Origin of the sequence: Peribacillus sp. NPDC097198 (assembly GCF_044762055.1) — a bacterium.
Lineage (GTDB): Bacteria > Bacillota > Bacilli > Bacillales > DSM-1321 > Peribacillus.
Genome location: NZ_JBIWDO010000004.1, coordinates 64,332 through 80,071, shown reverse-complemented (window position 1 = coordinate 80,071; position 15,740 = coordinate 64,332). Strand labels below are relative to the sequence as shown.

Genomic DNA, 15,740 nt, shown 5'->3' with positions numbered 1-15,740 from the left:
TCCCATGTCCATCCTGATAACACAGGAATCCAAGTTGTTTTTTAACTCATCTACGTCGGTTCAAGATATGTTTCTCGTCTCGTAAAAATTGACTTCTGGAATTTCTCATTCTTTCAATCCGCTCTTCTGCCATTCTATCAGCTGCTTTATAGGTCGGGATTTTATCCCGTTTTGCTATTTCAATGACTCTTTCAATGCTATCATAAACACCTTCAACTTTTTTCAAGGCTCTTTCCCGATTGTACCCTTTCAGTTCATCCGCAACATTTATGACACCGCCCGCATTAATGACATAATCAGGTGCATAAATGATTCCTTTTTCATGTATTTGGTCCCCATGAATCGGTTCCTTCAATTGGTTATTGGCCGCACCTGCAATCACCTTTGCCTTGATTTTACCGATCGTTCCATCATTTATGACAGCGCCCAATGCACAAGGTGCATAAATATCACAGTCCACTCCATAAATCTCATCGGGGTTTACAGCTTTGGCACCAAATGTTTCAACAGCACGATTTACACTCTCTTTATTAATATCAGTGACAATCAGTCTCGCTCCTTCTTCATTCAGGTGACGGCATAGATTATAAGCTACATTCCCTACCCCCTGAACGGCAATCACCTTTCCTTCCAAGGAATCACTTCCGAATGCTTCCTTTGCCGCTGCTTTCATGCCCCGGTACACACCATAAGCGGTGACCGGCGAAGGGTTCCCTGATGAACCGAACTCAGGTGAAATGCCTGTGACATAATCTGTTTCTTCATGAATAAGGTCCATATCTTCCACTGTGGTTCCGACATCTTCGGCAGTAATATAGCGGCCATTCAATCCCTGGATATACCTACCGAATGCCCTAAACATTTCTTCATTTTTGTCTTTACGTGGATCTCCGATAATCACGGTTTTTCCACCACCTAGATTCAAGCCTGCTGCCGCGTTTTTATAAGTCATTCCTTTTGAAAGTCTTAGCGCATCTTCTATGGCTTCTTCTTCTGAAGCATATGTCCACATGCGAGTACCACCAAGGGCTGGGCCAAGTGTCGTATCATGTATCGCGATGATCGCTTTTAAACCTGATTGTTTATCTTGACAAAATAATAGCTGCTCATAGTCATATCGTTCTAAATAGTTGAAAATTTCCATAATGGAATCCCCCTCAGATGTTTTCAAAGTTGCCAAAAAAGAGAGGCCCATCCTTTATCCTCATTCTTTTCTGACATATAAAGGTTAAAGTCAAATTGTTAATTAGTGTTCTCTTGCCTATATGATAGTGCGCATTTCGCGATTTGTTACCCAAAAAATCCATATTCCATTCAATAACATGCAAATTACATGCCAACAAAATAAATATGGTGGATATATTCCTGTGAAAAGGGAGTGGGAATTGATGTAAAACGTGGAAGCAGAAGAGAAATCCAATCCTATAAGTTTTTTAATTTAATACATTCCATCTGCTTATCGAAGAATAATAAACGCCAAGAACGTGCATTTTTTTGCACACTATGCAATTATTTGCATGCATTTTTTTTCACACTCCCATTTTCTCCATTTTGTAATATAAACTTCTGACTGAAATGCCAAGCGCCTTTGCTGTAAGGGTTTTGTTCCCCTTATACGTATATATCGCCTCTTGAATAACCTTCGCTTCATACCTGTCCATTATTTCCATGAGCGTTTCTCCCGATACGTACGCTTCATTTCTTAATGATTTCTCTTGTATTAAAGGAATGTTATCTTCAATAAAGTCCGGAATGTGTTGGACATCCATGATGGTCTCGGTTAACTTCATGAAGATAATTGCTCTACCCAGGATATTTTCCAGTTCCCGAACATTACCTGGCCAATTATACATTTGCATTTTATGAATTGCTTCATCTGTAATTCCTTCGATGCTTCGCCCGTATTCCTGGTTGATCTTGTGAATCAAATGTTCTGCCAGTTCTTTTATATCTCCCTTTCGCTTCCGCAATGGGGCGATGAAAATGGGCATCCGGTTCAAACGGAAATAAAGATCTTCACGGAATGTCCCTTTTACTATGGCTTGTTCAAGGTTAATGTTGGTTGCAGCGATCACCCTGACATTAATAGGTATGGGATTGGTACCACCCACCCTTATCAGTTCTTGTTCCTGGAGAACCCGAAGTAATTTAGCCTGGATACTCGCCGGCAACTCACCGATTTCATCCAAAAATATACTTCCATGGTTGGCCTCCTCAAACAGTCCGGTTTTTCCGCCTCTTCTTGCTCCCGTAAAAGCACCCTCTTCATACCCGAATAGCTCACTTTCCAACAAAGATTCCGAAATTGCTGCGCAATTAACACGGACGAATTTATTGAACTTTCGATCACTTTCATTATGGATAGCATGGGCAAACAGTTCCTTGCCTGTTCCTGATTCACCTCTTAATAGAACGGTAGCAGGGGTTCTCGCAGACAATTTAGCCTGATCGATAGGTAACTTCATCTCTTCCGAAGTGCCAATGATATCATCAAAAGAATATTTTGCCTGAAGAGTACGGATGATTTGCCTTGCACGGTTCAATTCATGAGTTAACGATTGAATTTCAGAAACGTCATGAATGACTCCAACGCTTCCTTTCAATACTCCTTCAACAATGATTGGTGCAACATTCACAATTACTTCCTTATGTTTAGGACCAACACGCATGTTAACTCCGCGAACAGGCTTTCTAGTCTTAAGGACCTTCATATGCATGCTTTCCCCTTCATAAATATCAATGGCAGCCGGTTTGCCAATTACTTGATTTTTCGTCAATCCTGTTATCCTAGAGTAGGCTGGATTGATCAATAAACCATATCCCCGTTCGTCCACCACCGAAATTGCTTCATCACTAGACTGAATGATGGCCTCAAGCATGGTCTGAATCTCTTTTAAATCCGTTATTTGTTCAGCTAGTTTTACCGCTTCCGCTTCCGTTCTTTTCTTAAACAGCGAGAATGCGCCTATCATTTCATTTTCGTGACTTACCAAGGGAATCCTGGACGTAATGAAATCCATACCCGATTTACTGATGGAAATATGTTGGTTTTCTTCTCGTTCCCTCGTCTCCATCACCCTTAATAACCCACTGGAAGGAACAAGATCGAGGATATGTCGGCCAATTACCGTTTCCCGTTTTGTATTGGTTATTCGTTCAGCATTATGATTGAATAAGGTGACATAGCCGTCCTTATTGATCACTAACATGCCCTCACTCGCTGCATTCAATATCAAGTCCATTATGGAGGATGAATTTTCCAACTTATTAATCAGATGATTCTTCTCTTCGATGAGATTAACAAGAATATGGGCTACACTACCAGGAACCAGGATTGTTTGCTGTCCTGTCTTCTTTTTTATCTCCTTAAAAACAGCAGGGTCACCGGTTGTATCAATAATGATATCCAATTCCCTATCCATCGCACTTTCCCAATTTGATACTGTACAAATTTTTCGTGCCTTTGCAGCCAGGATCCCTTCAGCAGCCTCATTCGTATCAGCCATACAATCAATGAAAAGGGTTTTGCTTTCCAGTAGGAGCTCCAATACAGCACTGCCCCCTTTTCCTCCACCAACGATCATCACCTTTTGCATGACTTCCTCCTTCTGCGATAGTAAGTTCCCGCCTATGATATCTTTGATTTTACCATATTGATTCCAAAATGACCGTTCACACATTCCAATGATTTTCTCAATTACCCATACTTGACAAAAATATATTATCCTTTATCATTTTTTATATGGAATTTCTGGAAGGGACTTGACACATGAAACGTTTAATCGCTTTTTCCATCCTTTTTATCCCGGGAGCATTTGCCGCGTACGGAATTAAGATAATGCGGGATATGGTATTCGGCATTCTCCAACCTCCCTATCCCATGCTTTGGATCCAATTTTTAATTGGACTGCTGATAACGATAGGAGGGATAGCCTTTATCGCAGGGTTTATTCTTCACCGGGATCGTAAAAAAGACAAAGTTCAAAGTAGATTTAACAAATTTTAAACACGTCGAACAAGGGGGCATGAATCACATGGCCCCCTGTTTTTTTTACTTTTCATAATTTGCCCTTACTATTTTTGCTTTTTCCGGAAAATCAGTGATGATGGCACTGCAACCCAATTTGAATAACCGCTTCATATCTTCTTCTTTATTAACGGTATAGGGCCGAACCAGGATCCCATCGTCCATGGAAGATTGAATGATCGAGTCTGGGGCTGATCGGATACTAGGATGTATCGCACTTCCACCAATCGCACGTGCATATACCCAAGGCATATACATAAATTCCCGGTACAATGGTGCGGTTTCTATTTCTGGTGCCAACTGATGGCAAAAAACCAGACTATAATGATTAAAGGAAGAAATAATGATTCGTTCTTCCATCTCATACGCCCGGATGAGCCTAATGACCTTTGCTTCTAGTCCCGGATACATAAAAAAGGTGTTCTTCAACTCAATAATGCAAAAGAGATGGGTATGGTACAACCACTTCAACAGTCCATCAAGCGTAGGAATTCGCTCTTCACACCCTTTACCCGCATAGGATGAAGCCGCATTCAAGGTTTGCAACTCTTTTAATGTCCTGTCTTTCACAAAGCCAGAGACACCTGTGGTTCGATCAAGCTTTTCGTCGTGAATAACGACTACTTCGCCATCCTTTGAAAGCTGCACATCCATTTCAATTCCCTCCGCTCCAACACGAGCAGCCTCTCGGAAAGCCATCATCGTATTTTCAGGATGGGTTCCTGCCGATCCTCGGTGTGCGAAAATTAACGTCATAAAAACTGCCCCCCACAAAAATTTCAGTAGATCTTCAATTTTATGAAAAGGCGCAGTCGGATATTAATTTAAGATTAATCAAAATGCAAATAATTATTTTCCGCATAGAACGTTCCTTTTGTTAAGTCGTTCAATTTTTTCTCCATGCTTTTAATTTGCAGTCGAGTATCAGGAAATGCCATTTGCCCGATGGTAATTTCCCCATCCCCCTTGGATTCAAGTGTATCCATCAATGATTTACGTTTTTCATCGATTTGAAAAATCTCACCATTCAAGCGTTCAAGCTGTTCTTTGGTATGTTCATATTGATAATTTTGCGAAACATTCAATTGTCCGACGAACATTTCATAGACCTCCAGCTTTTCCTTCATTAATTCCAGCTCTTGAACCTTTGCCTTATAACGGAGTAAAGTTTCATTCAATTCCTCTTTTAAATTCATACGATTAAAGCCCTGTACATTTACGATAGTCTTCCGTTCCATTCTATTCCCGATGACGGCAGCCCTGACTTTTCCATGAGCTTCAATAACGCCCCCAATCAATTTTCCTTTCTTTTCATCTGTATAGATATTTTTTGCTTTCAGAAAACTTCCAAGCGAATAATATCCGATATGTATGCTTTCCCCTGCATGTAAATGGCTTTCATTAGCATGCTTTACGTAAATATTTCTACCTGCAGAGATTTCGGAAACCCCTTTTCCAAAAATACCACCTTTAATGAATACATCCCCCTTTTTCGAATAAATTCCTTTTACATTACTTATCCCCAGCTCACTTAAAATGGATATATCCTTGGTTGCGGTTACCGAAAAATTGTCAAGAACCGATCCTTTTATGGTAACGCTTCCTTCGAATTCGATATTACCTGTTTCGATTCCGACATCCCCCTCAATAACAAGGTGATTTCCTACACTGATTTTCCCGCCTTTGAACTCCACCACTCCATCTGTCATGGCCCTGAGAACGATTTTACCCTCACTTTCAATTGCCTCCACAGTTTTTTGGTCATATTGAAGCTTTTTATTTTTCCCCTTCTGTGCGAGAACAAAGTCCCCTGTAATGGACCTTCCCATCGTCCCTTCTGTAGGAGGGGTCTTTTCACCAAGCCACTCTCCCTTTTTTACTTCATCAAGGAAATTCATATCGTAATAATCGGCCTTTCCATCCTCCCGTATCGCAGGCTTTCTATCCGACCTTTTGTAATAGGTGACCACAGCATCCGTTCCATGAACCGGCTCAATGCCTTTAGCCACAACAATTGATTCTTTCACTTGTAACTGATTTTGCAAGACATGCATTAAGATTCCTTCTGAAATATTCTCACGTTGTAGATCCTGTAAAATCATCCCCACTATTTCTGACTGGTGATTCATCAAATAATCCGCAGAACAATTAATCTTTACACTTGCTGTCAGCTTGTCTTCCGCTATCTTCCACTCCAAGAGTGGTTTTTGTTTACCCACTTTGATTTTTTCCCCGCTAGCCTGTATAAGTGCATCCTTTAAATCTTTAAAATTATCCAGTGAGATTTGTGGATATTTATTCAGGATTGGATTCAATTGCAGAATGGAAAAACCTTTTTGAAAAACGGTCATATATACTATTTCTTCTTCCATTTCCAAGATGAAATATTGATTTTCTTCATAAATCACAAACTTTCCTCCTCGTGCCTACGAATATATACCTATAATTATAAGCCATAATCTCATAAAAAAATCTAAAAACATACATATTTTACTAAGTAATTTGATATTTGCAAAAACTCATCCTATATGAAGCCCTATATCCAAACAAAAACGCCTTTTATTTATTGGATTCTTCAGGAATAATCCAATAAATAAAAGGCGTTTAATATAAAAAACTCATGGACTTACTCATACTTGCCTAAAAAAAGACAACTACACCTTATCAACTTAAAAGCGCCACGAGTTCTACTATATTTTATTTAGCGGCTCTAGCCTCTTTATGGTCAGTTGTTCATTAAAAACAATCCGTATCCCCTAACCCTGTCAAGAAGCTTTGTGTTCAAGACGTAGCTTATCTGCGACCATCGCAATGAATTCGGAATTCGTAGGTTTCGCCTTTGTCATGCTGACGGTATAACCAAATAAAGACGAAATCGATTCGATATTCCCACGACTCCATGCCACTTCTATGGCATGACGGATGGCACGTTCAACCCGGCTAGCCGTTGTATTATATTTTTTCGCGATATCCGGATACAGCACTTTTGTTATGGATCCCAATAACTCAATATCATTATAAACCATTGAAATGGCTTCCCTTAAATATAGATATCCCTTAATGTGTGCCGGCACTCCAATTTCGTGGATAATGCTTGTGATACTTGCATCAAGGTTTTTCGGTTTTGACTCATTTTGAGGACGGTAACTAAACTGACTATGGTTCTTTAGAACTGACTGTCCTTTGTTGCTCACTTGACGTATATGGTTGGACAAGTTCTCCATATCGAAAGGTTTCAGGATGAAATATGAAGCGCCTAAGTCCACAGCCTTCTTCGTAACATCTTCTTGACCGAATGCAGTAAGCATAATTACATTAGGCATGTTTCCCCGTTTAACTTCACGAAGTTTTTCCAATACCCCTAATCCGTCTAAATGAGGCATAATAATGTCAAGAATCAAAATATCCGGATCAACGCTTTCTAGCATCCCCATGCAATCTTGACCATTATGTGCAACACCGATTACTTCCATGTCATCTTGTGCAGAAATGTATTCTTCCAGAAGACCAACCAGCTCTCTATTATCATCTACCACGCATACCTTGATTTTTTTCACTCTTGATTTCCTCCTCAACTACAATGGTCTTTTTTCTATATGACTAAATTCTATTGTAATTGAACTTTTCGACAATGGAAACTAAATTCCTTTTATTTTCGAAAAAATAAAAGGAATTCAATATTATTCTCCGGATATCTCTTGTTTTCGACTTCGTTTGCTACCTGAAGAACTGCTTTGTCGAAAAATCTTCATTTATTTTCATTTTATCACATTTCTTTCAAAAAACCTCTTTTCCAAGATAAATCATTTTAGTTGCCATTGATATTGAACCAAGTAAAAAAAGGTATCCAGTTGGATACCTTCGATGGTTAGCTTGCTTTCTCATAATCCTCTTTGTCATATATATTGATACCGGCTTCGTTTAACATCCATTCAATATGGACTCCATATCCGCTTGTAGGATCATTGACAAATACATGGGTAACGGCACCGATTAATTTACCATTTTGTATGATTGGGCTGCCACTCATTCCTTGAACGATCCCGCCCGTTTTTTTGAGTAATTCTTTATCAGTCACTTTTAGAACCATTCCTTTAATTGCAGGAAACTTTTGTGGAATGGAGCTGACTATTTCCACATCAAAGGCTTCTACTTCTGAACCATCCACCACCGTAAGAATTTTGGCTGGCCCTTCCTTCACCTGGTGAGAAAGGGTGATGGGTAATGCCTTATCCATAACACCATTTTTGAAATCTTGATTTAGTTTCCCAAAAATCCCAAAAGGACTATTACGATTAATGTTACCTATTTTTTCTCTGTTAGCCGAAAAACGCGCCAATTTTTCTCCTGGGTCCCCATTACTCCCCTTTTCGATGGAAGTGACCATTGATTGTACAATCTGCCCATCTTTCACGACGATTGGTTTTTTTGTATCCATATCCGATATGACATGTCCCAATGCACCATACTTTTTCGTATCCGGGTGATAAAATGTCATCGTCCCGATACCCGCTGCTGAATCACGGATATACAGACCTAATTTGAAGATTCCTTCATTTTTATCTTTTAGAGGCATGAGCGAACTGTGAAGCACTTCATTATCACGATTGATCACGATCTTCAACGGTTCTCCCTTTTCACCTGCCTGCTGGACAAAAGGAGTGACGTCGCCCATCTTTTTTATTGTTTGGCCATTGATTTCCGTAATGATGTCCCCGACTTCCACTTTTGCTTTTTCACCAGGGGATTTTTTTCCTTGAGGTGTATCAACAAGATGATGACCGACCACGAGCACACCCAACGTGTTAAGTTTAACCCCTATGGACTGCCCACCAGGGATGACTTTAAAATCTTTCAACACTCTTATATCAACCTTCTTGGCAGGTAAGCCTGCCACATCAAGCAACACCTCGTTCGTACCTGGCTTTTCGGCACCTAGTGTAATGGAGGCTTTCTCATCATGGACCGAAATTCCTTGACTTGAATCTGAAGCTTTTGCTGAAACAGGTAATGACTTGGAAATACTATAGTGACTACCCTCAAAGAGTACAAGCTGATTTGGAATTAAAAAATATTCACGAAATGGCTGGTATAACCCTAATGTTAATAGCGAAACAAGGAGAATTCCACCGATGATTCTGTTGATCCATACTAATTTCAATCCATTCACTCTCCTCGCTCTCTAAAACTTTATGGCTACCCCTTTAATTTAGCCCTCATGACAATCATTTATAACAGCTGGACAAAATAAAAGCTATCCGTTTTTGGATAGCTTTACAATGAATGCTTATGATAAATTATGATACCTTCTTACTTAGAAACATCATGAAGTGATTTTCATCTTTTTAGCAAGCTGAATCAATTCATTGGCATGCTGTTTGGTTAAATCCGTTATCTCGACACCGGATATCATCCGGCCAATTTCTCGGATTTTTTCGGTTTCTACCAGAGGCTTCACCGAAGTGTTGGTACGACCGGCCCTCACATTCTTGGCGATGAATAGATGAGTATCCGCCATCGCGGCAACCTGAGGTAAATGGGAAATGCAAAGCACTTGGGAACCCGTGGCCACTTTGTAGATTTTTTCGGCAATGGATTGAGCCACCCGGCCACTTACACCTGTGTCTACCTCATCAAAAATGATGGAGGTAATCCCTTGGTGCTTGGAGAAAATACTTTTCATCGCCAACATAATCCGGGACAACTCTCCTCCAGATGCAATCTTTGACAATGGTTTTAAAGGTTCACCAGGATTGGTGGATATATAAAATTCCATGTTATCGAGACCAGATTGATTAATCCCACGTTCTGATAGCTCATCAAAAGTATAGGCCGTTTGATGAAAATGTGGTTCGAATATGGTCTTTTCCATATATAGATCCTTTAATTCCTGATGAATGCTCTTCGTTAATTGCTGGGCGAATGTTTGTCTGAGCTCAGACAGATTTTTCGCTTCAATAATCAAATCCGCCTTTATTGATTTAAGTTCCTTTTCCAGTTTTAAGATATGACTTTCCCGATTTTGAAGCTTTTCGATTTCTTCTTCAATACCTGCACCATACTCTAAAATCTCTTCGATGCTGCGCCCATATTTTCGCTTCAATTGGTTAATTTCATTTAGACGGCTTTCGATGAACTCCACCCGTTCCGTATCGTAATCCAAAGAATCCAATTGATCTCTAATAGTAGAAACCGCTTCCTCAAGCAGGAAATAACTATTTGAGACGGTTTCGGAGCTTTTTTTCAGTGCTTCATCCAAGTTGGCCGCTTCCTCCATATTACTCATGGCTACTGAAAGCCAATCCACGGCATGTTGCTCTCCATTTAAGGCATTATAACTTGTCTGGAGGGCCTCATGAATCTTCTCAAAATTGTTGATCCTTTTTCGTTCTTCCATCAACTCTTCATCTTCATGAAGCTTCAACTCCGCGTTTTGGATTTCATCGGACTGAAACTGAATCAAATCTAATCGATGGACCATTTGCTGTTCGTTCTGGCTCAAATTATTTAACTGCTTGGATGTCATTTCATAATTCTTATATAGCTTTTGGTATTCAGCAAGTGCGGCCGCGATTTTTTCCCCGCCAAACTGGTCCAGCAATGGAAGATGAAGTCGTTCATCCATTAATTCCTGATGTTCATGCTGACCATGAATATCGATTAATGTCCGCCCTATCTCTCGCAATATCGCGATCGTAACCAATTTTCCATTGACCCTGCATACACTTTTACCACTCAGTGAAATGTCCCTTCGCAGGATAGCCATTCCATCGTTCATATCGATGCCAAATTCTTTCGCCTTAACAAATACCGGATGGGTATCATCTTCTATTTGAAATAGGCCTTCTATCTCAGCCTTCGATTCACCGTGGCGTATGAATTCTGCCGAACCACGCCCTCCAACCAATAGATGCACGGCATCAATGATAATGGATTTACCTGCCCCAGTTTCCCCCGTTAATACCGTCAATCCTGTTTCAAAAGAAACGGACAAGCTATCAATGATCGCAAAATTCCTAATCGAAAGTTCTGTTAACAATCTAGATCACCTCTTCAAAATATTAGAGCATGTCCAAGAATTTGCCGGAAATGATCTTTGCGTCTTCTTCAGAACGGCAAATAATTAAACATGTATCATCACCGCCGATGGTTCCGAGTATTTCTTGCCAATTCAAATTATCTATCAGTGCACAAATTGCTTGGGCATTACCTGGTAACATCTTCATGACTAGCAAATTATTTGCAGCGTCAATGCGAACAAAAGCATCAACCAGCATTCTTTTTAATTTCTGTAATGGATTAAAACGTTGGTCAGCCGGTAAGCTGTATTTATACCTGCCGTCAGATAACGGTATCTTTACAAGGTGAAGTTCCTTAATGTCTCTTGAAACAGTTGCTTGTGTAACGTTATACCCCGCATTTTTAAGTTCTTCCACTAAATCGTCCTGTGTCTCAATATCATTATTCGTAATTATTTCCCTTATTTTTATATGACGCTGTCCTTTATTCATAAGTAGAAGCACCTCTCAACTGTTGCTCATTTTAATTATCATCGTTGCCCTAACTTTAGCAAGCTGACCATATGTAATTGCTTTGCTTTTCCTAATCCTCACAATCGTCCCTAACACACAAGAAAACCGTCGAAGAAAGAGGCTAATATTAATGTTAGCGGATTTTTATACAATTGTACAACTTTTTTCTCTAATATACATTTCTTATCCCTTATTTTGTACTAAAACTTTCTTTGCATACTTTTTCTAAACCTTGGTGCATGAACATGAACCATTTCAAGAAAAAAAGCTCCTTTAGCTAACCATTCAGCCAAAGGAGCCATACGAAGACTTATCTATTCTTTTTTAAATTGGGCATGGGCTTCCCCAACGATATCATCCACCGTTTTGGATAGTAGCATATCTCCCACTTCTTTTGGGCCCTCCCAAAATAAATGGAGCAGAAATTCTATGTTGCCGTCCCCACCAGTAATAGGAGAGAAGGAAGCATCTTTAATATCGTATCCTTCCATTTGTGCAAAGGAAATAATCTTGTTCAACACTTCTTTATGAATTTTAGGCTCACGGACAATCCCTTTTTTGCCAACTTGACCCTTCCCCGCTTCAAATTGAGGTTTTACAAGTGCCACGACGTCGCTTTTTGGAACAAGCAAGGTTTTTAACACAGGTAAAATCAAAGTGAGCGAGATGAAAGATACATCAATGCTTGCAAAGTTAGGCATCTGTCCATCTAAATCAGCAGGTGTGACATAGCGGAAATTAGTCCGTTCCATGACCTTAACCCGCTCATCTTGTCTTAGCTTCCATGCAAGTTGATTATAGCCAACATCAAGAGCATAAGACATGATGGCGCCATTCTGTAAAGCACAATCGGTAAAGCCCCCAGTGGATGAGCCGATATCCAGAAGGATCTTTCCATCGACGTGTAAATCAAATTCTTTCAATGCCTTCTCAAGTTTCAGACCACCTCTTGATACATAAGGCATCACTTTCCCTTTTATCGTCAATTCAAGATCAACCGGCACTTTTTCCCCTGGTTTTTCATATCTTTCTTCATTTGCATAGACAAGCCCAGCCATCACCATACGCTTTGCTTTTTCACGCGTTTCGGCCAATCCTTGTTCTACTAATAAAACATCTAATCTTTCTTTCGCTACTTTCATATTGTCAGGCCCTTTTTTCTTTTTTTGGCGTTATCATTTTAATCTTTTTCTTAACCGTATCCGTTGTTAGGCCGATTTCTTCCAGTAACTCGTCCACACTACCGTGTTCAACGAAGTAATCTGGTATGCCCATTCGGTCAATGATTGCCCCGTAGAACCCTTGGTCATGTGCATATTCAAGTACTGAACTACCGAATCCACCTTGAAGAATGGCTTCTTCAATTGTCAATATTGGCATTTTCTCGCCAAGTAAGCTGCTAAGCATCTTTTCATCAAGAGGCTTTATGAAACGAGCATTGATAACCTTTACAGAGTAGTCCTCTTTTTCAAGTTGGGCTGCTGCTTCAAGAGCCATCGGAATAGTTGTCCCAAATGTTAAAATGGCAACGTCCGATCCTTCTTTCAATACTTCCCATGAACCAATCGGGATTTGTTGTAATTCTGTATCCATGACGACTCCCTGTCCATTTCCGCGCGGAAAACGCATGGCTATGGGACCATCATCATAATTAATGGCTGTATTGACCATATGCTGACCTTCATTTTCATCTTTAGGCATCATCAATACCATATTAGGAACATGGCGTAGGAACGCGATATCGAACACACCTTGATGCGTTTCCCCATCAGAACCGACAAGACCGGCACGGTCAATGCCAATAAAGACATTCAAGTTTTGACGGCAGATATCATGTACCACCTGATCATACGCTCTTTGCAAGAAGGTTGAGTAAATCGCCAAAAACGGTTTCATTTTCTGGGTTGCCAACCCGGCTGCGAAAGTAGCGGCATGCTGCTCAGCAATTCCAACATCATAAAAACGCTCAGGAAATTCATTCGCAAAACCGACTAACTTCGATCCAACGGGCATCGCAGGTGTTATCGCAACGATACGTTCGTCATTTCGTGCAAGCTTGCGTACCGTTTCACTTACTAACGCACTCCAAGCCGGCCCTTTACTAGGTGATTTAACGAAGTCACCCGTTTCAATTTTGTATGGGCCTGTTCCATGCCAATTGCCTGTCGTATCAAGCTCAGCAGGTGAGTACCCTTTTCCTTTTTTGGTAATTACATGCAACAGGACAGGACCCTTAGTTTTCTTGGCAAATCTCAAGTTATCTAACAGTTCTTCATAATTATGGCCATCTACTGGTCCAAGATAGGTAAAACCTAACTCCTCGAAAAACATGCCGGACACCAACAGGTATTTCATACTGTCTTTCAAGCGTTCGGCCGTTGCTGCTAGTTTGCCACCGACTGCGGGAATCTTTTTCAAGAACATTTCCAACTCGTCTTTTGCCCAGTTGTATTTTCCTGCTGTCCTTAATCTTCCCAGTACCGAGTGCAAGGCGCCTACATTAGGGGCAATGGACATTTCATTATCATTCAATATAACGATCATGTCCTTTTTCTCATCACCGATATGATTCAAGGCTTCAAGAGCCATTCCACCTGTAAGGGCGCCATCCCCTATCACTGGTAGGATAAAACTCTTTTCTCCTTTGATATCACGGGCTGCAGCCATTCCCATGGCAGCGGAAAGAGAGGTCGAGCTATGTCCCGTTTCCCAAACATCATGAGGGCTTTCAATCATTTTTGGAAAACCACAAAGCCCTTTGTATTTCTTTAACGTATTAAACTCTCCGGCTCTTCCTGTTAAGATTTTATGAACATAAGATTGATGACCTACATCCCATAAAATTTTATCATTCGGACTATCAAATTCTTTATGAAGCGCGATTGTCAACTCGACCACGCCTAAATTGGGACCGATATGCCCACCAGTTACCGATAATTTTTCCACGAGGAATTTACGAATATCCACACTTAATTCGACAAGCTCTTCATTATTCATTTTCTTCAAAAATGAAGGGTCTTTTATAGATAGAAGATCCAAACAGGACCACTCACTTTCTGTCATTTCCGGTTGTAAGCATAATCAGAGCCTCAAAAGCGACTATTATAGAAGGCTTGACCGAAAAATTCTTTTTAAGTTAAAGAATAGCCGCCAACACCCAGGTGATTTCGGCGGCTTTATATACCAATTTTATCACGTATCGTCATTTATGAATTCATTTTATGTTGCATAAATTTTCACAATGAGTATACCATAAAACTTTGTTTGATAACAAATTTGGTAATGCTCAATGATCTCGATTCGCTATTAGATCCGTTAATTCATTCAATAGGCCCGTTTGTAATTTCGTTTCCGCTAAGGAAGCATGCGCCAATTGGATATGATGATTCAATTTGTCCTTGGCTCCCTGTAGCGTCAGCAGGGAAGGATAGGTGCTTTTGTGGTTCGCCGCGTCACTGCCGACAGGCTTACCAATAAGCTCGACCGAACCTTCAATATCCAGGATATCATCCCGGATTTGAAAAGCAAGTCCCAAGTGATAAGCAAAATCGCGGAGATGCTGACGTTGATTGGCATCGGCTCCAGCTAAGATGGCACCTGAAAGGATACTTGCCGCCAATAGTTTCCCCGTTTTATGTTCATGAATATACTCCATTTCACTAAGGGTCAGCTGCTTTTCTTCGCCTTCCATATCTGCTACTTGTCCTCCAACCATTCCTTCTGCACCGGCGGATTTTGCAATTTCAGTTACTAAATCCAACTTCATCTCCGCACTCACTTCGGGATCAGACATTTCAGCCACCAATTGGAAGCTATATGTAAGTAAGGCATCACCCGCGAGTACGGCCACCGCTTCACCGAAAACTTTATGATTCGTCGGTTTTCCGCGTCGGAGATCATCATCATCCATCGCTGGCAGGTCATCATGAATCAAAGAATACGTATGAATCATTTCAATTGCCGCTGCAGCCGGAATCCCCAACCTCAAATCTTTTCCGAATGCCGACAATACCGAGAAGACCAATAAAGGACGGATGCGTTTTCCGCCTGCCTCCAAGGAATAGGCCATAGCTTCTTTGACGCTTTCTGGAGCGTTCAATTTCTTCACATATTCAACAACTTCTTTCTCTATTAACGCTTTATACTCTTTCGAAAAAGTTTCGAACGTTGCCGTACTCATA

The 15,740-nt window shown here is 40.5% G+C and carries 12 protein-coding genes; 1 reads left to right on the top strand and 11 read right to left on the bottom strand.

Annotated features, from left to right (window positions below; genetic code table 11):
- Positions 1-46 precede the first annotated feature (46 nt).
- A complete protein-coding gene (bcd, locus tag ACIQXQ_RS08125; RefSeq protein WP_402869385.1) occupies positions 47-1,144 on the bottom strand; it encodes a branched-chain amino acid dehydrogenase in 1,098 nt (365 codons plus the stop codon).
- Positions 1,145-1,529: 385 nt separating this feature from the next.
- Entirely contained in the window at positions 1,530-3,596 is a 2,067-nt protein-coding gene (locus tag ACIQXQ_RS08120) for a sigma 54-interacting transcriptional regulator (protein WP_402869387.1), read from the bottom strand.
- 173 nt (positions 3,597-3,769) lie between these two features.
- Here ACIQXQ_RS08120 and ACIQXQ_RS08115 point away from each other — a divergent pair, with 173 nt between their 5' ends.
- A complete protein-coding gene (locus ACIQXQ_RS08115) occupies positions 3,770-4,006 on the top strand; it encodes a DUF2627 domain-containing protein (protein WP_402869389.1) in 237 nt (78 codons plus the stop codon).
- A 45-nt stretch (positions 4,007-4,051) separates the two neighbouring features.
- Here ACIQXQ_RS08115 and ACIQXQ_RS08110 read toward each other — a convergent pair whose 3' ends face one another.
- From ACIQXQ_RS08110 to ACIQXQ_RS08070, 9 genes are all read right to left on the bottom strand, one after another.
- Positions 4,052-4,783: a glycerophosphodiester phosphodiesterase gene (locus ACIQXQ_RS08110; protein ID WP_402956581.1), complete on the bottom strand. Its 732-nt coding sequence runs from the start codon at positions 4,781-4,783 to the stop codon at positions 4,052-4,054.
- Positions 4,784-4,857: 74 nt separating this feature from the next.
- Positions 4,858-6,435, bottom strand: a complete 1,578-nt coding sequence (locus tag ACIQXQ_RS08105; RefSeq protein WP_402956579.1) for a flagellar assembly protein A — start codon at positions 6,433-6,435, stop codon at positions 4,858-4,860.
- Positions 6,436-6,792: 357 nt separating this feature from the next.
- Positions 6,793-7,584: a sporulation transcription factor Spo0A gene (gene spo0A, locus ACIQXQ_RS08100; protein WP_402869392.1), complete on the bottom strand. Its 792-nt coding sequence runs from the start codon at positions 7,582-7,584 to the stop codon at positions 6,793-6,795.
- A gap of 311 nt (positions 7,585-7,895) precedes the next feature.
- On the bottom strand, positions 7,896-9,197 hold the full coding sequence (gene spoIVB / locus ACIQXQ_RS08095) for a SpoIVB peptidase (protein WP_402869393.1): 1,302 nt from the start codon (positions 9,195-9,197) through the stop codon (positions 7,896-7,898).
- Between the two features lie 153 nt (positions 9,198-9,350).
- On the bottom strand, positions 9,351-11,066 hold the full coding sequence (gene recN, locus ACIQXQ_RS08090; protein ID WP_402869395.1) for a DNA repair protein RecN: 1,716 nt from the start codon (positions 11,064-11,066) through the stop codon (positions 9,351-9,353).
- Positions 11,067-11,088: 22 nt separating this feature from the next.
- A complete protein-coding gene (ahrC, locus tag ACIQXQ_RS08085) occupies positions 11,089-11,538 on the bottom strand; it encodes a transcriptional regulator AhrC/ArgR (protein ID WP_402869397.1) in 450 nt (149 codons plus the stop codon).
- Positions 11,539-11,873: 335 nt separating this feature from the next.
- Positions 11,874-12,701 carry a TlyA family RNA methyltransferase gene (locus tag ACIQXQ_RS08080; RefSeq protein ID WP_402869399.1) on the bottom strand — a complete coding sequence of 276 codons (828 nt, stop codon included), beginning with the start codon at positions 12,699-12,701 and terminating at the stop codon, positions 11,874-11,876.
- Positions 12,702-12,705: 4 nt separating this feature from the next.
- Positions 12,706-14,598, bottom strand: a complete 1,893-nt coding sequence (gene dxs, locus ACIQXQ_RS08075) for a 1-deoxy-D-xylulose-5-phosphate synthase (protein ID WP_402869401.1) — start codon at positions 14,596-14,598, stop codon at positions 12,706-12,708.
- A 247-nt stretch (positions 14,599-14,845) separates the two neighbouring features.
- The gene (locus ACIQXQ_RS08070; protein ID WP_402869403.1) at positions 14,846-15,739 is read right to left on the bottom strand and encodes a polyprenyl synthetase family protein; all 894 of its coding nucleotides are present in this window, start codon (positions 15,737-15,739) and stop codon (positions 14,846-14,848) included.
- Position 15,740 lies beyond the last annotated feature (1 nt).

Bases quoted from the DNA above. Each gene is read 5' to 3' on its own strand.
- bcd (WP_402869385.1), bottom strand. From the start codon at position 1,144: ATGGAAATTTTCAACTATTTAGAACGATATGACTATGAGCAGCTATTA.
- ACIQXQ_RS08120 (WP_402869387.1), bottom strand. From the start codon at position 3,596: ATGCAAAAGGTGATGATCGTTGGTGGAGGAAAAGGGGGCAGTGCTGTA.
- ACIQXQ_RS08115 (WP_402869389.1), top strand. From the start codon at position 3,770: ATGAAACGTTTAATCGCTTTTTCCATCCTTTTTATCCCGGGAGCATTT.
- ACIQXQ_RS08110 (WP_402956581.1), bottom strand. From the start codon at position 4,783: ATGACGTTAATTTTCGCACACCGAGGATCGGCAGGAACCCATCCTGAA.
- ahrC (WP_402869397.1), bottom strand. From the start codon at position 11,538: ATGAATAAAGGACAGCGTCATATAAAAATAAGGGAAATAATTACGAAT.
- ACIQXQ_RS08080 (WP_402869399.1), bottom strand. From the start codon at position 12,701: ATGAAAGTAGCGAAAGAAAGATTAGATGTTTTATTAGTAGAACAAGGA.
- ACIQXQ_RS08070 (WP_402869403.1), bottom strand. From the start codon at position 15,739: ATGAGTACGGCAACGTTCGAAACTTTTTCGAAAGAGTATAAAGCGTTA.